At 62.5% G+C, this 23,530-nt stretch carries 25 protein-coding genes; 17 read left to right on the forward strand and 8 right to left on the reverse strand.

What is annotated here, in order from left to right; genetic code table 11:
- Window positions 1-8: 8 nt before the first annotated feature.
- Together EGM87_RS04930 and EGM87_RS04935 are read left to right on the forward strand one after the other, a co-directional pair.
- Complete coding sequence (locus EGM87_RS04930) at window positions 9-263, forward strand: type II TA system antitoxin, ParD family (protein ID WP_044662176.1); 255 nt, start codon at window positions 9-11, stop codon at window positions 261-263.
- Window positions 260-571 carry a type II toxin-antitoxin system RelE/ParE family toxin gene (locus EGM87_RS04935; protein WP_044662177.1) on the forward strand — a complete coding sequence of 104 codons (312 nt, stop codon included), beginning with the start codon at window positions 260-262 and terminating at the stop codon, window positions 569-571. The genes EGM87_RS04930 and EGM87_RS04935 overlap by 4 nt, the downstream gene beginning before the upstream one ends.
- Window positions 572-745: 174 nt before the next feature.
- Here the strand turns inward: EGM87_RS04935 and EGM87_RS04940 are convergent, their stop codons facing one another.
- From EGM87_RS04940 to EGM87_RS04950, 3 genes are all read right to left on the reverse strand, one after another.
- Window positions 746-1,135 (reverse strand): DUF4186 domain-containing protein, encoded by a 390-nt coding sequence (locus tag EGM87_RS04940; RefSeq protein WP_235600729.1) that lies wholly within the window; start codon window positions 1,133-1,135, stop codon window positions 746-748.
- Between the two features lie 120 nt (window positions 1,136-1,255).
- Entirely contained in the window at window positions 1,256-1,531 is a 276-nt protein-coding gene (locus EGM87_RS04945) for an HU family DNA-binding protein (protein WP_044662178.1), read from the reverse strand.
- Between the two features lie 91 nt (window positions 1,532-1,622).
- A complete protein-coding gene (locus EGM87_RS04950; protein WP_101756454.1) occupies window positions 1,623-2,015 on the reverse strand; it encodes an HIRAN domain-containing protein in 393 nt (130 codons plus the stop codon).
- A gap of 115 nt (window positions 2,016-2,130) precedes the next feature.
- Between EGM87_RS04950 and EGM87_RS04955 the strand changes: the two genes are divergently transcribed.
- The 6 genes from EGM87_RS04955 to EGM87_RS04980 all read left to right on the forward strand — a co-directional run bounded on the left by EGM87_RS04955 (window position 2,131) and on the right by EGM87_RS04980 (window position 7,100).
- The gene (locus tag EGM87_RS04955) at window positions 2,131-3,294 is read left to right on the forward strand and encodes a winged helix-turn-helix domain-containing protein (RefSeq protein ID WP_044662180.1); all 1,164 of its coding nucleotides are present in this window, start codon (window positions 2,131-2,133) and stop codon (window positions 3,292-3,294) included.
- Between the two features lie 120 nt (window positions 3,295-3,414).
- Complete coding sequence (locus tag EGM87_RS04960; RefSeq protein ID WP_044663138.1) at window positions 3,415-3,627, forward strand: hypothetical protein; 213 nt, start codon at window positions 3,415-3,417, stop codon at window positions 3,625-3,627.
- Window positions 3,628-3,948: 321 nt separating this feature from the next.
- Complete coding sequence (locus EGM87_RS04965; protein WP_037544061.1) at window positions 3,949-4,410, forward strand: DUF736 domain-containing protein; 462 nt, start codon at window positions 3,949-3,951, stop codon at window positions 4,408-4,410.
- A gap of 95 nt (window positions 4,411-4,505) precedes the next feature.
- On the forward strand, window positions 4,506-5,558 hold the full coding sequence (locus EGM87_RS04970) for a DUF2493 domain-containing protein (protein WP_044662181.1): 1,053 nt from the start codon (window positions 4,506-4,508) through the stop codon (window positions 5,556-5,558).
- A complete protein-coding gene (locus tag EGM87_RS04975) occupies window positions 5,530-5,745 on the forward strand; it encodes a DUF6117 family protein (protein ID WP_037543859.1) in 216 nt (71 codons plus the stop codon). Before EGM87_RS04970 ends, EGM87_RS04975 begins: the two co-directional genes overlap by 29 nt.
- Window positions 5,746-6,161: 416 nt before the next feature.
- The gene (locus EGM87_RS04980) at window positions 6,162-7,100 is read left to right on the forward strand and encodes a DUF2493 domain-containing protein (protein WP_373886319.1); all 939 of its coding nucleotides are present in this window, start codon (window positions 6,162-6,164) and stop codon (window positions 7,098-7,100) included.
- Between the two features lie 401 nt (window positions 7,101-7,501).
- Here the strand turns inward: EGM87_RS04980 and EGM87_RS04985 are convergent, their stop codons facing one another.
- Together EGM87_RS04985 and EGM87_RS04990 are read right to left on the reverse strand one after the other, a co-directional pair.
- On the reverse strand, window positions 7,502-8,713 hold the full coding sequence (locus tag EGM87_RS04985) for an IS256 family transposase (RefSeq protein WP_011950834.1): 1,212 nt from the start codon (window positions 8,711-8,713) through the stop codon (window positions 7,502-7,504).
- 155 nt (window positions 8,714-8,868) lie between these two features.
- Window positions 8,869-9,012: a hypothetical protein gene (locus EGM87_RS04990; RefSeq protein WP_157009832.1), complete on the reverse strand. Its 144-nt coding sequence runs from the start codon at window positions 9,010-9,012 to the stop codon at window positions 8,869-8,871.
- Window positions 9,013-9,394: 382 nt separating this feature from the next.
- On the opposite strand from EGM87_RS04990, the gene EGM87_RS04995 reads away from it, so the two are divergent.
- From EGM87_RS04995 to EGM87_RS05015, 5 genes are all read left to right on the forward strand, one after another.
- Window positions 9,395-9,625: a hypothetical protein gene (locus EGM87_RS04995; RefSeq protein WP_044662182.1), complete on the forward strand. Its 231-nt coding sequence runs from the start codon at window positions 9,395-9,397 to the stop codon at window positions 9,623-9,625.
- Between the two features lie 423 nt (window positions 9,626-10,048).
- Complete coding sequence (locus EGM87_RS05000; RefSeq protein WP_044662183.1) at window positions 10,049-10,351, forward strand: hypothetical protein; 303 nt, start codon at window positions 10,049-10,051, stop codon at window positions 10,349-10,351.
- Entirely contained in the window at window positions 10,348-12,354 is a 2,007-nt protein-coding gene (locus tag EGM87_RS05005; RefSeq protein WP_044662184.1) for a type IV secretion system DNA-binding domain-containing protein, read from the forward strand. The genes EGM87_RS05000 and EGM87_RS05005 overlap by 4 nt, the downstream gene beginning before the upstream one ends.
- Complete coding sequence (gene mobF, locus EGM87_RS05010) at window positions 12,351-15,296, forward strand: MobF family relaxase (RefSeq protein WP_044662185.1); 2,946 nt, start codon at window positions 12,351-12,353, stop codon at window positions 15,294-15,296. The genes EGM87_RS05005 and mobF overlap by 4 nt, the downstream gene beginning before the upstream one ends.
- Window positions 15,280-15,816, forward strand: coding sequence for a lytic transglycosylase domain-containing protein (locus EGM87_RS05015; RefSeq protein ID WP_373886320.1), 537 nt, complete (start codon window positions 15,280-15,282; stop codon window positions 15,814-15,816). The genes mobF and EGM87_RS05015 overlap by 17 nt, the downstream gene beginning before the upstream one ends.
- A gap of 130 nt (window positions 15,817-15,946) precedes the next feature.
- Here EGM87_RS05015 and EGM87_RS05020 read toward each other — a convergent pair whose 3' ends face one another.
- The gene (locus tag EGM87_RS05020; protein ID WP_171010022.1) at window positions 15,947-16,120 is read right to left on the reverse strand and encodes a hypothetical protein; all 174 of its coding nucleotides are present in this window, start codon (window positions 16,118-16,120) and stop codon (window positions 15,947-15,949) included.
- Between the two features lie 708 nt (window positions 16,121-16,828).
- Between EGM87_RS05020 and EGM87_RS05025 the strand changes: the two genes are divergently transcribed.
- The 4 genes from EGM87_RS05025 (at window position 16,829) to EGM87_RS05040 (ending at window position 21,031) form a co-directional block, all read left to right on the forward strand.
- Window positions 16,829-17,722 (forward strand): AraC family transcriptional regulator, encoded by an 894-nt coding sequence (locus EGM87_RS05025; RefSeq protein WP_235600730.1) that lies wholly within the window; start codon window positions 16,829-16,831, stop codon window positions 17,720-17,722.
- Window positions 17,723-17,858: 136 nt separating this feature from the next.
- Window positions 17,859-19,004, forward strand: a complete 1,146-nt coding sequence (locus tag EGM87_RS05030) for a sulfotransferase family protein (RefSeq protein WP_235600731.1) — start codon at window positions 17,859-17,861, stop codon at window positions 19,002-19,004.
- A complete protein-coding gene (locus tag EGM87_RS05035; RefSeq protein WP_235600732.1) occupies window positions 18,991-20,169 on the forward strand; it encodes a glycoside hydrolase 64/thaumatin family protein in 1,179 nt (392 codons plus the stop codon). Before EGM87_RS05030 ends, EGM87_RS05035 begins: the two co-directional genes overlap by 14 nt.
- Window positions 20,170-20,281: 112 nt before the next feature.
- Window positions 20,282-21,031: an SDR family NAD(P)-dependent oxidoreductase gene (locus EGM87_RS05040; RefSeq protein WP_044662189.1), complete on the forward strand. Its 750-nt coding sequence runs from the start codon at window positions 20,282-20,284 to the stop codon at window positions 21,029-21,031.
- A 9-nt stretch (window positions 21,032-21,040) separates the two neighbouring features.
- Here EGM87_RS05040 and EGM87_RS05045 read toward each other — a convergent pair whose 3' ends face one another.
- The gene (locus tag EGM87_RS05045; RefSeq protein WP_044662190.1) at window positions 21,041-22,531 is read right to left on the reverse strand and encodes an aldehyde dehydrogenase family protein; all 1,491 of its coding nucleotides are present in this window, start codon (window positions 22,529-22,531) and stop codon (window positions 21,041-21,043) included.
- Window positions 22,528-23,529 carry a GMC family oxidoreductase gene (locus tag EGM87_RS05050; RefSeq protein WP_410483108.1) on the reverse strand — a complete coding sequence of 334 codons (1,002 nt, stop codon included), beginning with the start codon at window positions 23,527-23,529 and terminating at the stop codon, window positions 22,528-22,530. Before EGM87_RS05050 ends, EGM87_RS05045 begins: the two co-directional genes overlap by 4 nt.
- Between the last annotated feature and the right edge of the window lies 1 nt (window position 23,530).

Here is a 23,530-nt window from a genome sequence, read left to right on the forward strand (position 1 = left end):
AGGTCCCCATGAGTCGCCTGACGATAGATATTACCGAGCAGCAGCATCAGAGCCTGAAGGCGCTGGCGGCGTTGCAGGGCAAAACGATCAAGCAATATGCGATCGAGCGCCTCTTCCCTGTCGATGCAGGTGATGAAGAACCCTGGCAAGCGCTCAAGGCGCTCCTGGGCGAGCGAATCGCGCAAGGGCTGGCGGGCGGCATATCCGACAAGGATTTCGGTTCGATTGTTGACGAGGAACTCGGCAAGGCCAGCCACGCTTGACCGCTCCCTATGTCCTGACCGCGGCCGCGGCGGACGATTTGCGCGCGATCGTCCGTTACACAAAAAAGCAATGGGGCGACGGACAGGTGCGCTCCTATATGACCAAGCTGGAACGCGGTATCGTGCGTCTTGCAACGGGCCAGGGCGCGTCCAGGGATATGAGCGATCTCCATCCGGGTCTTCGCATGTCCCATTGCGAACATCATTATGTCTTCTGCTTGCCCCGGGGAGATGAGCCGGCGCTCATCGTCGCCATTTTCCATGAGCGCATGGATTTGATGGTGCAGCTGGAAAACAGGCTGGTTTAGGCGGCTTGCGAGGCGGAGTTCCCGCGACGGTCTGCCAATGCGATCACCCCAACAGGGTATGACAGCGATTGCGCCTGAGCCTATCGTATGTCTGCGACCCGAAGGCTCGTGGCTCTGGCCACCGAGGCTTCTTTCTGGCCCGATCATCCCAGCGATGATCGGGCCATTTTTCTGTCACTGATAGCGATCGCTCAGCCAGTGCCTGATAACCGCCACGATATAGCGCTGGTCCTGGGCACTAAGCCTCTGGTCGGCAGCGATACCATGCCATTTGGAGAGGCAGGTTCGGCAGCAGGTCGCCGTTGCATGCTGGGCGACGAATACCGGATGCCCGCGCATCGGTGTCTGTTTGCCGTCATTGAGCGGTAGCTCGGGAGCCAGCCGCTGGGCGATGAACTCTTCCGCATGGGTGAGGATCGTATCGAGGCCCCGCTCGGCTAGATAGGCCTGTTCCTTCGCGTTCAACCGGAAACGCGATCGGAATGCCGATCGGCCAAGGCGAGCGAAGAGCGGAGTGAGGTCGTCCATGCCGATGGCATATAGGGCGCCGCCACGATCTTGCATCGCTCCTCGCTGCAGTGGGCTGCTATTTCTTGCTGGCACTGGACATGGTGCCGTTGGCGGTGGCGAAGGCGCTCTCGTCGAGGAGGCGCCCCGCGCTTCACGCGCGGAGCGCCGGATCGATCAGCCGTTCAACTGATCCTTGACCGCCTTGGCGGGCGTGAAGGCAAGCTTCTTCGACGCCGCAATCTGGATCGTTGCGCCGGTCGAGGGATTGCGGCCTTCGCGGGCGGGCTGATCCTTGACTTTGAACTTGCCGAAACCGTTCAGTGAAATCTCTTCGCCCTTCGCTGCTGCGCCGGCGATATTCGCGAAGACCGCGTCGACCAGCTTGCGGGCATCGGCCTTGGTGACGTCATGCTCGGCGGCCAGTGCTTCAGCCAGATCGCTATTGTTCATTGGATATCCCTCTCAGAAGTGAGGCGCCCGCAATAGCGGCGGAAAAAGCGCTGGAACAACCATTTTCATGGTTATTCCTGCAGCCAGCGCGCTAATCGTCAGGCGGGATATAGTCTGGGTAGAAGCCGGTCTCATCATCATGGGGACACGGCTCTGGTTCGCGCGGGCGCGCAGGGGGCAGGACCGGATCAATCCCTGAGAAGCTGATGCGGATGATGGCGCCGCCTTTGGTCGCTTCCTGGAAGATAGCGCGAATCTCCTCGCCCTGGGCCATGCGCGACCCAATCCAGCCGCAGCGCTCGGCCGACAGATAGCCAATCTGAACGCCGCGCATGCTCCAGACCGCGATGGCTGACGGATCGAACGGGTTCTTTGGCTCGGGTACGAGATCGACAGCTTCGCCCGGCACACAGAGCCTGATCTCGAACAGCCGGTTGCTGCGGTCCTTATTCTCATGGATGGCGCCGACGACGGCGAGGCTCATGTCGGGACGACTCATGCGAGCTTCGATAGGTCGATGATCTCCTCCCGCCAAGCACTGTCCAACCTTGCCGATCGCTGATGTCATTGTCTCCATCGTTGGTTTAGCAACGGACAACATGACGAACAGCATTTCGCTTCGCGAGGCCCGGCGCATTGCCCTTGCCGCCCAGGGTTTCGGCCGATCCCGGCCCACGAACGTCGGTAAGGCGCATTTGCGGCGGACGACCGAACGCCTTGGGCTCCACCAGATCGACAGCGTCAATGTTTTGGCGCGGGCCCACTATATGCCGGCCTATTCGCGCCTGGGCGGTTATGATCCAGGCTGGCTTGACCAGGCCGCCTGGGGGAAAGCCCGCGACCGTCGGCTGTTTGAATATTGGGCGCATGAAGCTTCGCTTCTCCCGATGGACTATCACCCCTTGCTTCGCTGGCGGATGACGCGCGCCGATCGGGGGGAGACGGGATGGAAGGGCCTGCGCCTGTTTGCCGGCGAACGTCGGATTGAAGCCGAAGCGCTGCTCGCCCGGTTCTGGAGCGACGGTCCACTGGCAGCTTCCGACTTTGAGGGTTCGCGCAATCGATCGGGATGGTGGGAATGGGGCGAAGCCAAGCAGATGCTCGAATGGCTCTTCTGGGCCGGACACATCACCACGGCGACCCGCCGCGGCAGCTTCGAGCGCGTCTATGATCTGACCGAGCGGGTCATTCCGCCAGACATCCTAGGCATCCCGACACCGGAGCCTCGCGACGCCCAGCGGGCGCTCATCGAGCGATCCGCCCGCGCGCTCGGTATCGCCACCGCCGGCGACCTGCGGGACTATTTCCGGCTGAAGCCCGATGAGGCCCGCGATGCCATCCAGGATCTGAAGGACGAAGGAACGCTCATTCCTGTGTTGGTGGACGGTATCTCGCAGGCGGTGTTCCTGCATCGCGATGCCCAGGCACCACGCCGGATAGCTGCGCGGGCGCTCCTCTCGCCCTTCGATCCCCTGATCTGGGAGCGATCCCGAACTGAGAAACTGTTCGATTTCCATTATCGGATCGGCATCTACACCCCCGCGCACAAGCGGTCCCATGGCTATTATGATCTCGCTTTTCTGCTCGGTGACCGGATCGTGGCGCGGACCGATCTCAAGGCGGACAGGAAGACGGGAAGGCTGCTCGTGCAGTCCGTCCATCTCGAACTGGGTGCCCCGGCAGAGACGCATGAGGAACTGGCCGCGGAACTTCGGTTTCTCGCGCAGTGGCTCAAACTGGAGCCCGTCTTGCCGGAAATCTGACCCCGCATTTCAGGCGTGTTTTCGGCTCCACACTGATGGTTCGCGGCTGCCTGAAAATCGTCGAAAGTTGGCGTGAAAAGCCTTATGAGGTGGGGTGCGGTTGAGGCAGAGGAGCGCTCGATGGCCGAATTTCAAGGACGCGACCTGCACCTGGTCAAGAAGGCCCTGTGCATCGGTATTCTCACGATCGAGAGCCAGGAGGACGGACCGTTCAAGGCCGAGTCGGATCTTTCCGACATGAAGGCTCTGGCGGACGACCTGATGCCCGGCGGCGTCGAACTCCATCACTATATGCGCTCTGCGCATATTGCCCTTACCGGTAGACCGGACTGACGGACGCATATCCTCTGCCGGGCTGATGTCGCCTGGCTCGGTCCATGACTGGCTTGCGCTTTGAAAAACGCGGCGCCGGTAATCGTTGGCCTTTGCGCCACATGGCGTCGCGCCTTCTGCTCCAGATCTTTCATAAATGTTTGCCCCTGGCGCGCGTCCCTCACGTACAGGCGCGGGGTGAGGGAGGGAGCGGCGTCGGTGAGGTCGTGCCCTCATGCGAGGGCAGGGCTTGGGGCGCAGGCAGGGACCAGAGGGGAGGAGGATTTTGGAGGGTGTCGCTTTCGAATGGTCGAGAGCGGCATTATCCAAGGAGTTGAAGTCATGAATATCGGTGAAATCAAGCCCGTGAACGGCCGCCTGGAAGGACATATCGCGACCCGTCTGCTGGACTTGCCGAAGTTGGGATTGCGTCCCGTCCAGAGCACCAATGAGCGTGCGCCCGTCTTCGAAGTCGTCGCGCGCAATGTGGGCGGGCGCTGGGTCCAGATCGGCGCCCTTTGGGAAGCGACCGCCAATGTGAGCGGGGAGAGCTTCCTCCAGGGTTCGCTGGACGATCCGAGCCTCCCCGAACCGCTGCCGATCGCCCTGTTCGGTTCGGATCAGGAAGGCTATCGGGTCGCCTGGCGCCGGCGGGAGAACCGCGACGACTTCGGTGGCAGCCAGCGCAGCCCGCGTCGCGAAATGAGTGGCGGCGGGATGTCCGGCGGCTTTGGCGACAGCACCGCCGGCGCCGATGGCTCGCTCATGGGTAGGAATGATCTCGACGACGAGGTTCCCTACTGAGAATCCAGCGAAGCCAATATGGGCCGGGAGAGCATCCGCTTTCCCGGCCTTTTTTGCGTCCAGTTTCCGTCTCTCAACCGTGAAAGGACAGCGCCATGGCCAGTGCCCCGCGCAGCAGCATCGATCGCTTTGCCGATCTGCCGACCCTCTATGCCCAGATGACCGCGACCCCTGAATTCCAGGCAGCCTTTGGCGACCCGCTTGGTCTCTCGATTGTCTCGCCGGGTGAAGAACCGGCCGAATATGAGATGCCCGAACCCATCGCCGTGCAGGCCGAATGCGGCGGGATTGTCGCCGCCATCTTCGACCTGTTCTGCGATACCCGGCTCGAGACGCTTGCCCCGGAAATTGCCTGGGGCATCGTCAACAGCTTCCACTTCGTCGCCGGGAAGCTCGAACGGCAGGAGGACCGGCTTGCCGAGGAGGTGGGTGACCTGGCCCGTCAGCCGGACGTCAGCGAGGTGTACACGACCTCTCTGGAGGAAAAGCAACTTCTCTGCCAGTCCGTCGCGGAACAGCGCCATGCGATCGAGTGCATGCGCGACTATGCCGCCGAAATGTATCGTGCCCTGTCGGGATGGCCATGGTCGCCCGCGCGCGGCACCAGGGCGTCGACCGCATCAAGCGCGAGCCAGATCGCGGCGCTCGATTTCCTGCGTGCACGGACCCTCGCCACGCGCGAGAAGCATATGCCGCAGGGACCGATCGTCGTCGTGACCGGCCCTGCCGACTGGCACGACTGGAAACTCATCTGGGACCGGCTCGACCTCATCAAGGCGCGCATCCCGCACATGACCCTCATCACCACCGGGCAAAGGCGGGGTGTCGACCAGATCGCGGCAGCCTGGGCAGCGCGAACGGAAATAGGCGTCCCGGTCGTGGTCTACGGCCTGTATGGCTCGGGGCGGAAAACGGCTTTCAAACGGAACCGGAAAATTCTCGAACTGAATCCCGTCGAGGCGCTGCTTTGCGAAGGATCGGGCGTGCAGGCGAACCTCTACCAGTTGCTGCGGGAGGCTGATGTTCCGATCCACGCCTTCCACCGCGCGGACCAAGCTGTCGACACCCCCGTGCTGGCGCGGCAACGCGGTCAGGCGAGCAATCGAGGGGAGGCGGCACATGGCTATTCCCGACTATCTGCGCACTAATTTCCAGACCCTCCTGCGCGCGGCGGGGGACGGCAATCTCGCCCTCATGGAATGTCAGGATGCGCAAACGGGTGAACCGCGTTTCGTTATCTGTGCCGTCGGCCGGGATGGTCCCGAGTATGTGATGACCCCCTTCGGTCATCTGGCCGAAGGCGATCCTTATGACGCCTATGTCCCGCCGATCTGACGCGGCCGGGTCGAAACGAATATCCTCCAGGGGATCGGCAGCACCCCAACTGTCGGTCCCTTTTTTTATCCAATGGGAGAGGGCATCCCGCCCGCTACGGGTCTGTTGGGCGAATGCTGCGCCTGGACCCAGCCTCCATGGGGGCATCGAGCCCCCATGGAGGCTGCCTCTCTTCTTCTCTCAACAAGCGGGATGAGTTTACACGGGAAACCCCGGCGGCCTCAAGGACGACGGGGCCCCACCATTTTTTCTCGCGGGCGGGCGTCGGTACGCCCGTGCCACCTTCTCGCGCGCAAGAAAAAATCGTGACCCCCATCGCCGCTTCGCGGTCGTGGCTGCGCCACGATCCTTGACCCCGCCGAGGCGAGCCCGTGTCGAAGAGGAAACCTCTTGAAGAGCGAATGAAGGAGGTTCCGATGACTGACATGACCGACCGCGACGCTGCGCTGGATCGCTTCGCCGACACCTTTATCGAAACGACCGACGGTTACCGCATCACGCCCGGGGACGATGTGACGAGCGCGCCGATGCCCGACGCCGAACTGGTCGCCCGCGCCACCGAGTTGCTGGTCACGACCCTGTTCGACGTCCTGCGCGATACCCGGCTGGAAGCCATGGCGGACCGGATCGCGTGGGGGATCGTGCACAGCTTTCACAAGGTCGCTGGCCAGATCGAGGGGGAAGCGGACAAGGCGGCGATGGTCGTCCGTCGGCTCATCGAACAGAATGACGGGAGCGAGATTGGCAGCGTCGAGCTGGAAGAGGCACAGATGCTCTGCCAGTCACTCGACGAGACCCAGGACGCGCTGGCGTGCATGCGGGATTATGCCGCCGCGACCTATCATGCCGAGACCGGACGGCCCTGGTCAGCCCCGCGCGCTTCGCTGGTCTCCTCCAAGCGGACGGCATCGGTGCTGGCGGCGACCGACTTCCTGGCGGCGCGACGCAAGCGGCACATTGATGCGCGCGCGCCCAAGGGGCCGGTCGTGATCTTCTCCGGCGGACAGGTCTGGGAGGATCACCGGCTTCTATATGCGGCGCTCGATAGCATCAAGGAGCGGGTGCCAACGATGGTTCTCGCGACAACAGGGCAGGATAAGGGGTGCGACGCGATCGCGGCGGCTTGGGCGGCGCGTAACGCGTGTCATCTCATCCCCTTCAGCCTCGACCGGAAACTCGGAAATCGGGCGGGGTTCGCGCGGAACGAACAGCTGCTCCGGCTCCGTCCGGTAGAGGCGGTAGTGTGCCAGGGGTCGGGGCTGCAGAGCCATCTTGCACGCGAGGTGCGCAGGCTCGGGGTTCCGGCGCATTTCTTCGCCCTCGCAGATCAGCACCAAAATCGCGCAACCCGATAGGAGAGGTCGCGCAAAGGAAAAAGAGGCGGTGGAGCGCGCGACTCCGCCGCCTCTTTTTTTGTCGAGTGGGGGAAAGGTCGTCGCGCTCAGGGACCCGGACGAAGGCCGCAAGCGACCTCCGTCCGCGCCCGTCGCGCAACGATGCAGGGTCAGCCAGGCTGACCCTGGCCAGCTGCGCGCGGCTCCGCCGTGCTCGCTGCCGGGACAACCCTTTGGGTTGGTTTTACGGTGGGTTTATTGCCGGGTTCGGTCGCATCGATCGCGCGCAAGGCTTCCATCGCACGGTCGCCGCCGATGCGAATCGCGTGACCTAAAATATCGCGAAAGGCGCGCTCGCTCAGCTGCTCGGGTCGCGTCCGTCAATGTGGTGTAGAATTGGGTGTGGCCAGCGGGCTGCATTTTCAGGCGGCCTTGGGTGTAATCTGTAGCGGCTGTGCCTCCTCGATCATTGGTGTAGCAAGGGCGGCCATGCCCTCGATCTGCATGTAGCGGTGCTGGAGCTGGTATTCGTCATTCTGCTCCAGCAGGACGGCGCCGACGAGGCGGATGATGCTATCCTCGTTCGGGAAGATGCCGACGACATCGGCGCGGCGCTTCACTTCCTTGTTCAGGCGTTCCAGTGGATTGGTGGAATGTAATTTGACGCGGTGCTGCTCGGGGAAGGTCATGTAGGCCAGCACGTCGTGCTCGGCATCGTCCATGCAGGCGCCGAGCTTTGGCCAGCGGGTACGCAACTGGTCGGCGACCTGGCGCCAGACCTGTGTCGCGGCGGCATGGTCGGGCTGGAGGAAGACCTGGCGGATGGCAGCGGCGACGACGGTGTTCTGGCCCTTGGGCACGTAGGCCAGGGCATTGCGCATGAAGTGGACGCGGCACCGCTGCCAGGTGGCGCTGAGCACGCGAGTGATCGCTGCCTTGAGGCCCTCGTGGGCATCGGAGATGACCAGCTTCACGCCGGTCAGTCCGCGGCGTGCGAGGTCCTTGAGGAAGCTCGACCAGAATGGCTCGGCTTCGGAGGGTCCAATGTGAAGGCCAACGATTTCGCGCTTGCCCTCGGTGTTGACGGCAACGGCTATTATCGCGGCGACACTGACGATCCGCCCGCCCTCGCGCACCTTGAGGTAGGTAGCATCGAGCCAGAGGTAGGGCCAGTCGCCGGTGAGCGGCCGCTTAAGGAAGGCATGGACACGTTCGTCGATATCCTTGCACAGCTTGGACACCGAGGATTTGGAGATGCCGGTCATGCCCATGGCCTGCACCAGCTCGTCGACACGCCGGGTGCTGACGCCGGCGATCCACGCCTCCTGGATCACCGCGACCAGCGCCTTCTCGACGGTCTTCCTGGGTTCCAGGAAGCCAGGGAAGTAGGCGCCGGTCCGTAGCTTGGGAATCCTCAGGTTGAGCGTGCCGAGCCGGGTATCGAGGCTGCGGTCGCGGTAGCCGTTCCGCCAGGTCGTCCGGTCGCCGGAGCGCTCGTGTCGGCTAGCGCCGACCAGGCCATCGACGTCGGCCTCCATGATGATCTGTAATACGCTCTCGGCGATCGTGCGCAGGAAATCTCCATCTCCAGTCTTCGCCATCAGCTCGGCAAGCGGTAGTCTGTCGTCGGTCATCGGGATCAACTCCTCGGTGGGCGTGTGAAGTGTGGTAACTCCACCTTACCGATGAGCCCGGTGGCCACCGAGATCGAAATCGCATGGGGTGGGGCATGCCCCACCCCATGCGATCATCTCAATCTACACCAGAAATTACACCACGAGCGCGGACGCTAACGCTGCTCGACGGGGACATCTTCGATCATCGAGGCATATCTGCCGCGCAGAGCGCGGCGGGCATCCAGAACTTCTTGCGCGAGTTTGCGTTCCCTTGCTTCGAGATCGGCAAGGCGTTCACGCTCATTCATTTTGGGCATGCGTCATCCTTCACTATTCGGAAGGTCTGCCCGCCAGGCAGGATGATCGACGAAAGACGCTGGGAAGGCAAGGGCCATGATCGCTTCTATCTCGTAGCGCAGCGCTTGGGGGCACGGTCATAGGAAGCCTCCTGGCGCCCATCGAGGGCGCCCGAAGGCTGCTGCCGCGATATGGAAACTCTCTCTTATGAGTCCCAGCATGGCGGACGAAGCAGAGAGCCTCAAGGATCGACGGTTCCCCCAATTTTGCCGATCCCGGCGCTGCGCTTGGGCGTCGACAAAATCGGCACCCCCGTCGCCCGCTGCGCGGTCGCTGCGCGATCCTTGACCCTCTCTGCTTCGCCCACCCGCGCGCGCCTTCATTGCAAGAAGGAGCCGCAAGATGAACATCGTCGATATGACCATCCAGGAAATGGAGCGCCGCTGCTCGCATCTCGAAATGATCCTCGCCAGACGCGACATGTATGCCGAGATGATCGACTGGAGCGCGATGACGCTGCAGGAACGGGAATGGGACCGATGGGAGTATAGCTTCGAGATACATACGGAACTGTGGGAACTCGAGAACCGCCTCGAGACCTTGGTCGAACGCGAGAGCTGGACACCGTTCTGAGGGGGCTTGCCCCCCTTTTTTTTCCTGGTCGCGGCTTTTGCGGCCGGGTAGAAAATCCCCTTGCGGGGAAGCCACGCCCGTACCCGGTCGAGGCTGGCGCAGCGGCAAGCCGCAGCGAAGGCAGGACGCACGGCACTAGGCCGTTTTGTAATGCACCGTACGCACGGGTGCTGCGGGCGCGAATCGCCAGCATTTGCGCGGTTTTCCGGGCGAATACGCGTCGTCGCCTGATGGCACTGATTGACGCCGCCCGGCGCGCTTTGGCTGCCGTTTGGCGTGGGCGCTCGGCTAAGTGCTTGATCTTCCATGGCACCGTGTGGCTGCCGCCCTGCTTACATGTAATCAATTGAGAACAGGCTGAAATTCGAATATAAGGGCCGTGCTTCATCACGATTGGCCAGGCGACGAACAGGAGTTTGGCGCTTGCCCAGGATTACCATAAGGTTCAAGGACGCGCTCTTCGGGCGCCTTGTCTTCGGCGCTCAGGCGGCCGGCTCGACCATCCCCGACTATGTCCGGGACATCCTCAACCGCTATGAAGGCATGGACGCGGCGGGCTATCATGGCCGCTTCGACGAGGTGCAGGCGACCCTCATCCAGGTCTTCGCGATCCTCGCCGCATCCGTCGGCGCGCGTCGGCCCGATATCCTCGAGAAGGGGATGGAAGATGCCCGCGCCCTGCTCCTGGAACGGGGCCTTCTCGATCCCGAGGAGATGCAATCATGAGCATCTTCCGGAACGACACGCTCGGTTCATGGACGAGGGGCGGGCAGGCCATCGTCCACAATGTCCGCATGACGACGCAGGTTTTCTTCCAGACCTTGCTGGCGGGCATCGCCATCTGGGTCGGCGGAACCATCTGGTATGTGCTGGAGAAGTCCACCGACTATCAGCGGTTTGTGGCGGTCAAGATCGTCGAGGCGACGCTCAAAAGCGACGTACCCGGCGGTGCGCCGGTCCTGTTTCGGACGCCGTCGGGTCGGCAATATTGGACGACGTCCGATGCTTTGCTTGGCTCCCGCATCGCCAAGAAGACCCTGCAGGCGATGGAGCATCATCTGGTTTACGGCGCCGCTCTGGCGGGCGCCTTCGCCCTGCTGATGCTCGCCTGGGCCTGGTTCTATTTCACCCGGACGGGGAAGGGCCTCGGTTCTAACCAGTTCCTCCGTGGCGCCCGTTTCGGCACGGCCCGGCAGTTACAGAGGCTGTTATGGCGGAGCCGGAAGGGAAGCTTTGCGATCGGCGGCGTGCCCGTTCCCGATGCCTTCGAGCCCGAACATATCCTGATCTGCGGTGCCCCCGGAACCGGCAAGACCAACATCATCGTCAAGATGCTGGATGGCATGCGCAAGCAGGGCAAGCGGGCGATCGTCTATGATACGGCCGGCACCTTTGTCGAGAAATTCTACCGGCCGGGTCACGACATTCTGCTCAATCCGCTGGACGAGCGCGCCGACTGCTGGTCGCCCTGGGTCGATGTCCCGCGCGACTATCATTATGACCAGATCGCGGAATCGACGATCCCCGAAAAGGGCGGCGATCCCTTCTGGGCGAAAGCCGCGCGTGGAACGCTGGTCGCGGTCCTGCGCAAGCTTGCCCGGTATGAAAGGACGCTCGTGTCGGCGTTGCTCGAAACGGTGTTGCGCAGCCCCTTGAAGACACTGGCGAGCTTTGCCGAGGGGACGGACGCCGCCGCCTTCATTTCGATGGAAGGCGACCGGACGTCGGCCGGGATTCGGGCTGAACTGGCCTCAGTCATGCGCAGCTTCTCCTATCTCGATGATACCGCTGACGGCTTTTCGATCCGGGACTGGGTCGCCAATGAGGAGGATGACAGCTGGCTCTTCATCACCGTGAAGGCGGACCAGCTTCCCTCCCTCCGGCCCCTTGTTACCGTCTGGCTCGACATTGCGATCAGCGCCATCATGAGCCTGCCGCCCGACCGCAAGCGGCGTCTCTATTGCGTCATCGACGAACTCCCGACCCTTCAGAAACTGCCGTCTTTGAGCGACTTCCTCGCCCGCGCGCGCAAATATGGCGGCTGTGGAATTTTGGGGTTCCAGTCCTACCCGCAACTCGAGGCAACCTATGGCATTCAGGATGCCGCTGCGATCACCGGCTATTGCTCGACATGGGTGGCGCTCAGGGCCAATGACACCCCCACGGCCAAGCATGTCTCGGAAAATCTCGGACAGGTCGAGCAGGTCGAAGCCAATGAGGGCATGTCCTATGGCGTCAACGACATGCGGGATGGGGTCAATCTCTCCCGAATGCAGGTGACCCGTCCGCTGGTGATGCATACCGAGGTCACCAATCTTCCCAATCTTGCGGGCTACCTACGGTTCGGACGGAACCTCCCCGTGGTGCGGTTCACCGATCGCTACAACGCTCTGCCCAGTCCGCAGGCTGCGTTCGTCGAGCGGCTTGCGCCGCCCGTTCGATTGGACCCGGAAACTGAAGGGGAGGCCGCGTCCAAGCCTTCTGAATCGCCATCCAAGCGACGCCGACCGAAGAAAATGGAAGCGCCCGAACTCCCTCTTGAAGTGGACGATAGTGGCTCGCCCGCGCAGGACGAGGTCGGCCCGCAAGGTCCATCTTCCGATCCTGTGGAGGGTGACGCTGGAAACGTGGACAGTGGACTTCCCAAGCTGCTGGGACGGGCGAGCGGCTTTCGCCTCCGGCAGCATGGCCGCGCATCGGGTGACCGCAACGATGCGAGGCCGGCATGATGCATCCGCGCCGCCTCAAGGGCTCGCCGGGCAATATCGCCCGCTATTATGCCATCGGGGACTATTATACGAAGGGCGAGGCCGAGCATTCCTCCTGGGGCGGCAACCTGGCGGGCGAACTCGACCTTTCGGGCGATGTCGATCCTGAAACCTTTCGGTCCCTGCTGGCCGGCAAGGTCGCGGGCCAGCAGCTTGGCCGCCATCGGGCCGAGGGGATCGAGCATCATCCCGGCTGGGATTTCGCGATCAGCGCGCCCAAATCCGTTTCGGTGATGGCGCTGGCCATGGGCGACGAGCGGATCGTCCAGCTCCATGAACGCGCGGTCGATGTGACGCTCGCCTATCTTGAGGAGCATGCCCAGCTGAGGAAACGGGAGGAGGGCAAGATCGTCCATGAGACGACCGGCCGGCTGCTCTGGGCGCGGTTTACAGAGCATGCGAGCCGCGAACTCGATCCCCATCTCCACACCCATGTCGTTGTCCTCAACATGACGAACGGGCAAGAGGGCGATCCGATGGCAAGCCTCGAGACCCGGGCCATGTATGCCGTGCAGATGACCAACGGGCAGATCTACCGCAATGAACTCGCCCATGGTCTGCGGGAGCTTGGCTATGAGATCGACTTCGATCCGCGCCGGGGTCTTTTCGAAATCAGGGGCGTCCCCAAGACCCTCATTGAGGAGATGTCGCAGCGATCCCAACAGATCAACGAACATGCCCAGCAGCATGGCCTTTCCGGGCAAGCGGCACGCCGCCAGTCTTTCTATGCCACTCGCGGCGCGAAGGTGAAGATCGGGATCGACGAACTGCTGATCCAATGGCGTGGACGTCTGGGCCCCCATGAGAAGCCGCTCGAAGCCGTGCGGCAAGGCGCCGAACAAGTGGGCGAACATGCTGTCCCGGTCGACCGGGTCGATGCCGCGCGTGCCGCCTTGTTCGGGATCAAGCAGTCTGAGGGAAAGGAGGCGGTCAACGCGCTTGGCCGACTTTTTACCACTGGGCTGGCGTCCCATGTCGGGGAGGTTCGGTTTCAGGATCTCCGACCTCTGATCGAGGCCCATGAGGAAAGGCGCAAGCTCCTCGCGACCCGCGGACAGACAGGGGACGAGATATTGACGCGGGGCCGGACGAGCCGCCGGACGGTGCGTCTGGAGCAGTCGCTTGCCATGCATCTTGCCCTTGCCGTTGGGGATGGTCGGCCTGTGGCGAGCGCCGATCGTCTGCTTCCCGTGCTGGAACAGGCGGGGCTTTCCCCGGAGCAGGAACGTGCGCTGGTGGACATGGCGACATCGAGGGACCGGGTCACGGGCCTTCACGGCGTCGCGGGAGCGGGCAAGTCGACGCTCATCCGCTCCCTGAAGGACGCCGCGCTGCCGGGCACCACCTTCATCGCCCTGGCGCCGACATCCTCCGCGGCGGCGGAATTGGGCGAGAAGGCGCAGGTTGAGTCCCGCACCGTGGCGAGCCTTCTGGCGGGCGGTGGATATGGGATCAGCGGCAACCATGTGCTCGTACTCGATGAAGCAGGGCAGCTCGGAAACCGCCAGGCCTTGCGAGTGCTGGAGATCAGCCGGGCCACCAGCGCGCGCCTCATTCTCCTGGGTGACAATAAGCAGACGGGCGCGATCGAACAGGGAAAGGCCTTCTGGCTCATGCAGAAATTAGGGATGCAGACTGCCGAGCTTACCGAGTCGCGGAGGCAGCAAACAGAGGCGATGCGGGAAGCTGTCGCGCATGCTCGGGCAGAAAATTATGCCGCCTCGATCGGTCGGCTCGACAAGGTGGTGAGCGGCGAGGATGCCGCCGACCTCGCCAAGGGCGTGGTCGCGGAGTGGACACGTCTCAGCCCCAGGAGCCGCGCCGCGACCAACATTCTCGTTCTCGACAATGCGTCCCGCCTCATCGTCAACAGCAAGATCCGGGAGGTTCTCCAGCGCGAAGGCGTCGTCGCGGCCGAGGAGACCCGTTTTTCGGTCCTGACGCCGGGCGGGCATAGCGACCAGGAGAAGCGGCTGGCGCGCTTCTATTCGGGCGGCCAGGTGGTGACCTTCAGCCGCGATCAGGCAGGGGCGGGCCTCGAGCGGGATGCCGAATATCGCGTTGTCGGGGTGGTGCGGGACACGCAGGGGCGGCAACGCGTCCGGCTGGTGGACGAGCGGGGACGCACCCATCTCTGGGATCCCCGCATGGCCAAATCCTCGCAGGTCAATGTGTTCGTGGACGAGCAAAGGGACCTGAGCGAAGGCGACCGCATCCAGTGGCGCCTCGCATCGAGAGAGCTCATGCTCAAAAATGCGGAGCGCGGGACAGTCGAGAAAATCGAGGGGAGTTTGGCAACGATCCGCTGGGATCGCGGCAAGCGGGTGCAGACGGTCGATCTGTCGAAGCACAAGACATGGGATCATGGCTACAGCGAAACCGTCTATTCGGCACAGTCCAAGACCTATGACCGGGTCTATGTCCTTGCGCCGATCGGATCGCCGCTTGTGAATGCGCAGAATTTTTACACGGCCATTACCCGCGCCCAATACGGCGTGAAGCTCTGGACCGAGAATCCCGAGAAACTGGTCGAGAAGCTTGAACAGCGATCGGGAGAGAAGACGTCGAGCCTCGAAGGGCTCGGGCGCCTGGAACGGGACCATCGTGATCGCCTAGCCGCTCGTCATATGCGCCATCTCCAGCAGCTCAAGGAAGACCAGGAACAGGAAAGGCGTTTGCGGGCTGACCGCCAGCTTGAACGGCAGCTTCGCGCCCAAGGCTTCAGGGAAAGGGGTGTGGCCGATCGCCTTGCCGATCGAGCGCAAAAGGCGTTCGAGGCGTTAGACCGCCATCTGCAATCCTTTTTGAAAGGCCGTGAGAGCGAAAGAGCCGACGCCGTCCACGCGGTCGAGCAGCGAGCAGGCGATCGGGGACAGGAGGGTGGCCGTGGCCTGGATCGCTGATCGGCGCTGCGCCTGTTTGATCCCGCTTCTCCTGATGCTGTTGTCATGGTGCGAAGCGGCGTCAGCGGCACGGCCACCAGAACCCGAGGTCGCGCGCTGCATCCGACAAGCGGCGCGTGGGCAGCTATGGCTTGAAAAGACGCTCTGGGGATTGCGCGATCAGGAAGCCGGTTGGATCGGCTCGGAAATTCTGAACAGGGATGGAAGCCATGACCTGGGGCCTCTCCAGATCAACAGTTGGTGGGTGCCGAGGATCGCCGCGCTCATAGCTCGACGCGAGGGGGAAGTCCGGCGCTGGCTGCGATTCGATCCCTGTTTCAACGCCGAGGTGGCGCGCTGGATCTTTCTCGACGCACTCAAGATGAGCGGCAATTATTGGAAGGCGGTGGGCATCTATCACAGCCCAAACGGCATTCGCCAACGCAGGTATGCAGCGTTGGTTGCGGTTCATCTGCAAAGGCGGTTTGGGACCAATGTGTTCGGGAGGCGGGCCGTCACGCTGGCGCGGCCAGTTCCCTGATTTGCCTCCTGGGGAGAGCCTCCTTGGGAACGGAGGCTGAATGTCGCAATGTGAAACCGTGCGTTGGCGGAGAGGCAGGCGCGGTAATCTCAACGGTCCGCGGCCCCCATGAGACAAGGAGGTGTCCCGCTTATTCCTCCTGATTCGCGGCGGTTCCGTTGGCAAGCGCGTCGCTGATCATCGCCGCCAATGTTTCCTCGGCGCGACCGCGAGCGGCTGCATCCCTGGATCCCAGATCGTGACGCAGCCATTGCGGCGTGCGCTCGATAACTCTTAAGATCGTAGCGTTCATTTTTTCGTCCATCCGCGAAACCTATGACGGTGGAGCGACGGCTGTGCAATGGAGCAAAGCTTGCTAGTTCTGAGGGGGCTGCTGGGGTGCTTTGGCGCTTTTGGAAAGGCGTGGGTCGTACAGGCACAGTCATTTCACCGATCTGCACACCTTTTCGTATGGATCGGCCGCTGGCAGCGGCCGAGCTTTTGACTCAGTGTGTGCCGCTGGACATCCATGAGCAGGAGGTCTCGTTTCACTGGGCCCCTTTTTGCTATTCACTCGGTATTCACTCAGTTTTTTTGCGCGTTAGGCAGCCGACTATCCCTGGAAACTAACATTTCAAGGCTTGCGCCAAGAATTGTTGACTTAGCTTTCGCTCAGTCCTCTTGCCGTGACCAGCATGACGCAGATGTCGATTTCGTTTCAGTGAGCCAATAGTCATGAAGCAGCTAATCGATCACTGACGCACCAACCCTACGATGTCGCACTCGTAGATCGCAAAAACGCAACCAAAATTATTCTTGACGCCGGTTTGGTTAAACGACTGGGAAAGGTCCGTCACCTCACCCACCGCTGGCCCTTCATCGCTTCAATCCGATGATCACGCGCCGAACCGCAAGATATTGCTCGAGTTGAAGAACTTCTGAATCGGACACTAATAAATTAGCTTCTCTCGATATGATCGATATATTATTCTCGCGATCGGCTGGGAGAAAGTGAGGGGGAGCAACAGCTGATATGCTTACAAGACCTTATGATTCTGACCGTCATCCTGAGGGTACAAGCCTGGACTTCATATTCCCGCAGGAATTCGAAACGTCTCTCGAAGCGGCGAGGGCTACAGTTGGTGCGCGCTTTGAAGTCCGGCGGTTTTTCTGGCGAGAACGAAACGAGATCGTCTTCACGCCGCCCTGCAGCTATTTCGAATTGACCCGCTTCCCGTCTATGGGCAGATATCTCGCATCTGCTCGCGACTTTTGCGAGCAGGGCGAGGTACGCTTTTATCCGGCCGCGTGTCCGTTCCAAATGCATTGGCAGGAACGCGAGCAAAGATCGCTATTTTGCAGAATAGATATTCCCGCGATCACTGGATTGCCCATGGAACTTTCCAATCAACAATTGCGCGACACCATAGACATGCGCAATCCCCATGTCAGGGCACTGCTTCTAAGGGCCCAGCAGGAACTGGTGGCGCCGGGGCTGTGTTCGCAACTCATTCTGGATTCGATCAGTGTCGGCCTCGCAGCTGAAATGGTGCAGCAATTCGGTCCAGAAACCCAACCGGAGTTCAACAGTCGCCGGACGTTCGACCAGCGCTATCTGGCTGGCCTTGTTGCACATATCCGGGAGCAGCCCGGCAGGGTCGAGATCGGGCAGTTGGCGGCGGAACGTGGCATCAGCGTCCGCCATTACGAACGCCTGTTCCGCACCGCGACGGGCGAAAGTCCCGCAGCCTTTTGTCGCCGTCATATGCTCGCTCTGGCGAAGGACCTGCTGATGGACCGATCGCTTCTGGTCAAGGAGATCGCCTATCGCTGTGGTTTTGCCAATACGGCAAGCTTCAGTGTGGCGTTCCGCCAGATAGAAGGGTGTTCGCCGCGGCAGTTCCGTGACCGGCTTTTGATCCACTGAACGCCCACTGATGTAGCCGCAATTTTCGACATCTGTTTCCGATAGGCGACATCGATGGCACCTGGGCTTTTCATCGGTATCCGGACCAGTCATCCTGCCCAAAATGGTCGTCAGACCGGTTTGAGAGAGGATGGCAATGACATTTGGATTTCCGGACGCGGACGCACTGTTGGCGCAGTATCCGCTGCCCCATTATTTACGCGATAATGTGCGGCCGGGGCTGGAACAACTGCTTGCCTCGATGGCGGAAGACCGGGCACTTAACGCCAATGGCCATGCGCGTGCGCTGCATATCATTGCCGATGACTTGTCCCGGCTGAAGGCTATCGCCGACGACCGAGCCCGCTATCCTGACATTGCCGATGTCGAAATCAGGCAGCCGCTTTTCATCCTCGGCCTCCCCCGGTGCGGCACCAGTTTCCTGCACGCCCTGATGGAAGGCGACCCGCAGATCCGCACGCCGCTGATGTGGGAAGTGGCCGAACCATCGCCCCCTCCCGAAGCGGCAACCGCCGACACGGACCCGCGCATCTCCCGGTTCGACGAACATTTGCGCGCGCAACTGGGCGGTGATGCCGACGAATTGCTCAAAGCCCATCCGCTCGGCGCCAAAATCCCGCAGGAATGCGGATCGTTCATGACGACCTCCTTTCAGAGCAGCAATCCGTGCATGTTCCAGCATCTCCCGCGCTTCTACGACTGGTTCAAGGGCATCGACGCGACCTTTCGCTACGAGGTCCACAAGATGTGGCTTCAGCATCTGGGTTGGCGGCATCCCGGCAGGCATTGGGTGCTCAAGATTCAGGAGCATATGTATAAGCTCCCCGCGCTGCGTAGCGTCTATCCCGATGCGATCTTCATTCAGCCCCATCGCGACCCGACCACCGTCATCGCCTCCATCTCCCAACTGATCAGCGTCATTCGTGGGCCGTCCTACGACCAGCTCGATCTGCATGCGCTGGGCGCCGAGTTCCTGCAACTCTGGTGGGATGGGGTGAAGTGCTGCATGGATTATCGCAAGGCGCATCCGGACCTGCCGATTTACGATATGCGTTACAAGGATCTGGTCGCGGACCCGGTCTCGACGATCCGGGCCGCCTATGATCATTTCGGCTGGGATTTCACGCCGGAGTCGGAAAAGGGCATTCTGGACTGGCTGCGGGAGAATCCGGCGGGCAAGCATGGGTCGCGCAGCTACACGCTGGCCGATTATGGCCTGACAGCCGAACAGGTGAGCGACAGGTTCGCCGAATATATCGAGACCTACCATGCCTATCTCTGAAACGTCCCAGTGGCGCGCCTGGCTGGAGCGGATGGCGGGGGCGGAAGGCATGCTGGACAGGCTGGCCGATCCCGATGATCCACAGGCCCGGGCCGAGGCGCACCGCCTGTTGTTCGCTATCCTCGCCACCGGTTATCAGACGGCCTTCGCCGACCCCGATCATCCCGATTTCGTGCCGTCGGTCAGCAGCGTCCTCAACACCGTCGGGGTCAATCCCGATTTCATCTATGGCGCGGCGCGGATCGACGGCAGCGGCATCTACAGGCTGTCGGGCACGCGGGGGGACGGGGTTTTCGTGTTCCTTGATCTGGTCGCGGGCGGTCTGGGACCGATGGAGGATCTCGGGCCTTCGGTGGGCGTGATCGATCTGGATGCCTGCACATTGGGACCGGACGGCGCGTTCGACATCCTGTTGGGCGGGGAGCGGCCGGAGGATCATGCGGGTGACTGGTTTCCGCTAGACCCGCGCGCGCTCACGATCGGCCTGCGCCATGCCTATTATGACTGGGGCGTGGGGCGCGATCTACGCATCGCGATCGAGCGGGTCGACCGGCGCGTGGGCGGCGGTCTGGTGCCCGCAGCCGAGATCGTCCATCGGCTCGATCGCCTGTCAGCGTTCGTCGAACGCTATGCCGCATTTGCCTTGGGTTATGGCCAGCGGCAGCGGGCGCAGGGCTTCGTCAACAGGCTGGAATATGATGACTGGGCCGGTCGCGGCGGCGTGGCCGGGCAGCATTATTATCAGGGCATCTTCCGGCTGAAGCCGGGGGAGGCGATGATCATCGACACGGCGGTGCCCGATCAGGTGCGTTACTGGAACGTCCAGCTCAACGATCCGCTGTGGAACACGATCGACTGGATGAACCATCAGAGCAGCCTCAACGCGGCGCAGGCGCGTCTGGACGGCGACGGCCGCTTCCGCGCCGTCATCGCACTGGACGATCCGGGCGTGCCCAACTGGCTTGATCCGGCCGGACGCAACGAAGGATCGCTGATGCTGCGCTGGACCGGCGCGAGTTCCGGGCCGGAGCCGACGCTCAGGATCGTGCCGGCTGCGGAACTCCGTTCGCATCTTCCCGCCGACACGCTGCTGGTCACGCCGGAGCAGCGGGATGAGATGATCCGTAACCGTCGGCGCGGCGCGCAATGGCGACGGCGCTGGTGAGGGGATCAACCCCATCCGGGGAAAGGTTGGCCACGCCGTAATCACCCTTATGGCAGGCATCAGCGTGGCATTCTAACCCCGCCGACGGCCCGTTTTGGAAGAGGATATGCGGATGGACTTTGCAGGCAAGGTCGTACTGGTCACCGGCGCCGGGTCGGGCCTGGGCCGCGCGGCGAGCCTCGCCTTCGCGCGGGAAGGCGCGGCACTGTGCCTTGTCGGGCGCAGCCGAGCCAAGCTGGAAGAGACCGGGCGGTTGATCCGCGACGCGGGTGGCCGGTGTGTCGAGCTGGCTTGCGATCTTGGCGAGCCGCGTGGCTGTAGGGAGGTTATCGAAGGGGCGATGACGGCATTCGGCCGGCTGGACGTGCTGTGCAATATCGCCGCCGATGTCATGTTTCACCGATTGGCGGACATCAAGGAGGAGGAATGGCACCGGACCATTGCCTCCAACCTGTCCGGCCCCTTCTTTCTCATGCAGGCGGCCATGCCGCACCTGATCGAGAGCAGCGGGAATATCATCTGCGTGGCCTCCACCGCCGGTTTCATGGGGCAGGCCTATCTGGCGCCATATACCGCCTCCAAATTCGGACTGGTCGGTTTGACGTTGTCGCTCGCGATGGAGATGATGGACAGTCCCGTGCGGATCAACATCCTCTCGCCCGGCCCGATGCGGACGGAAATGACACAGGGCATGTCCTTCCCCGATTTCGCCGATCCCCGGCTCCTCGCGCGCTACACCGGCATGCGGCCGCCCTGTCTGCCCGAGGATGTGGCCGAGCCGCTTCTGTTCCTGGCTTCCGATCGGGCGCGTCATGTGCATGGCGCCTGCTGGGCGGTCGACGGCGGCATTACCGCCGGTTAGGCAGCTTCTCTATCCGCCGATGGGATAGAAGACCGACTTCTGGTTTTGATATTCGTGCAGCCAGTCGGGACCATATTCCCGGCCCACGCCCGAGCGTTTGTAGCCGCCGATGGGCGCATAGGTCATGCGCCCGGTGCCGCCATTGAGCATGACGCTGCCCGCACGGATCTGCATCGCCATCTCATAGCCTTTGGCAGCGTCTGCGGTTTCGATGCCACCATTCAGGCCATAGCGGCTGTCGTTGGCGATGCGGATCGCCTCTTCGTCGGTATCGAAGCCGATGACGCAGCCGACCGGACCGAACACCTCTTCCTGGGCGATCGTCATCTTGTTGTCGACATCGTCGAAGATCGTGATGTCGGTGAAAAAGCCCTTGTCGAGACCGGCCGGACGCCCGCCGCCATGCACGATCCGCGCGCCCTCGTCGCGGCCGATGGCGATCAGTCTTTCGACCTTTTCCCGCTGGGATTCGCGGATCAGCGGCCCCATCGCCACGGTGGGATCGGCAGGATCGCCGATTTTGAACTGGCTGGCGATGGCGCAGGCGGTTTCGACGAACGCTTTCCTGATGCTGTTATGGACGACAAGGCGCGTGAGCAGGGCGCAGCCTTGGCCCGCATTGACCGAGAGCACGGCAACGGCCATGCCCGCGGCGCGGGCGACGTCGGCATCCTGGCGGACGATCAGCGCGGACTTTCCACCGAGTTCCAGATGCACGCGCTTCAATGTGGGGGTGGCCTGCGCCATGATAGCGGCGCCTACGCCTTCGGATCCGGTGAAGGTGACGAGGTCGACGCGCGGATCGCAGGTCAGGGTCGTGCCAACCTCCGGTCCGCCGGTAACGAGGTTCAGCACGCCTTTGGGCAGGCCGATCTCTTCGGCGATCTCCCCGAACAGCAGCGCGGAAAAAGGTGTGAAGGGCGACGGCTTCAGCACCATCGTATTGCCGGCCAGCAGCGCGGGAACGATCTTCGCCAGATTGATGAGAAAGGGGAAATTATAGCCGGTGATGGCCGCGACGACGCCCACCGGTTCGCGCACCACGGTCGTCCCGCCTATTTTCTTCGGCCCGTCGGGATTGAAGGGATCCGGGGTGATGTCGATGGGCAGGCGAACGCTGTCGTCGCGTGTCGAATGTTCGACTGCGGCCAGCAGATGGTCGAGCGGATTGGCGACCTGCATGCCTTGGGTGATGCCCTGTGAACAGCCGACTTCCGCGATGATCAGCGCCGCGATCTGCTGCCTGCGCGCATCCAGTGCGGCATGCATCCGGCGCAGACAGGTCGCGCGTTCGGACATGGCCATGCGTGGCCAGATGCCCGTGTCGAACGCATCGCGCGCGGCTGTGATCGCAGCGTCCACGGCGGCGGCGTTACCCACCGGCGCGTGGCCGATCACCGCTTCGGTGGCGGGATTGATGATGGCGTCGCGTTCGCTCCCGCCATCGACCCAGGCGCCATCGATATAAAGCTTGTCGAACGTCGTGAACGGCACGGTCATGGCATGGTTTCCTGTCTGGGCCGCAGGATCATGTCCGCGGCGTTGAGCGCGATGGCCATGGCCGGCGCATTGGTGTTGCCCGATACGATCGTCGGCATGATGGAGGTATCGACGACGCGCAGGCCGGTGACGCCGCGCACGCGAAGCTGGGGGTCGACGACGGAAGTTTCATCCGCGCCCATGCGGCATGTCCCGCAAATGTGAAAGGATGTGCCGCCAAGGGCCATGGCGTTGGCAAGAATGTCCTCGTCCGCTTCTATGCCGACGGTCTTGCCCGTTTCCTCGACGATCCAGTCCTTGAGCGCGGGCTGTTGCGCCAGGCGACGGAGCCAGCGAAACAGGGCGACGAAATGGCTCCTGTCGGCATCGGTCGCCAGATGATTGGCGTCGATGACCGGCGGGACATCCGGGTCGGCCGAACTTATCCTGACATGGCCCTGGCTGTCGGGCCGCATATAATAAGCGACGACGGTCATGCCGGGATAGGGGTCGAGCGCCACCGCGCCCTTGTCGTCCGTGTGGAAGGAGTAGAGGCCCATGCCGACCTGCGCGTCGGGCCGGTCGAGCGTGGCATCGGTCTTGACGAAGCCGCCCACTTCATGCGCTGCATGGGTCAGCGGCCCTTTCGACCCGAAGGCATAGCGCAAAGCCGACAGGATAAGGCCGACACCGGACAGTTTCTGGTTTAGGCTGTTCCCCCGGACCCTGTAGGTAAAGCCCAAATAGCGATGTTCGCGAAGGTTGCCGCCGACACCCGGCGCATCAACGACGATCGGGATGCCAAGCGATTCGAGCAAGGCGCGGGGACCGATGCCCGACAATTGCAGCAGCTTGGGGCTCTGCACCGCGCCTGCGGAAAGAATGATCTCCCGCCGGGCGGCGACCTCCTGCACGCCATCCTTGTTGCGCAGCAGGATACCGCCCGCTCGCTGTCCGTCGAACAGGATACGCAGGGCGTCAGTCTGCGGCAAAACATCCAGATTCGGGCGGCCGCGCACG

The sequence above is a fragment of the Sphingobium sp. RSMS genome, assembly GCF_005406185.4.
GTDB classification, from domain to species: Bacteria; Pseudomonadota; Alphaproteobacteria; order Sphingomonadales; family Sphingomonadaceae; genus Sphingobium; species Sphingobium fuliginis.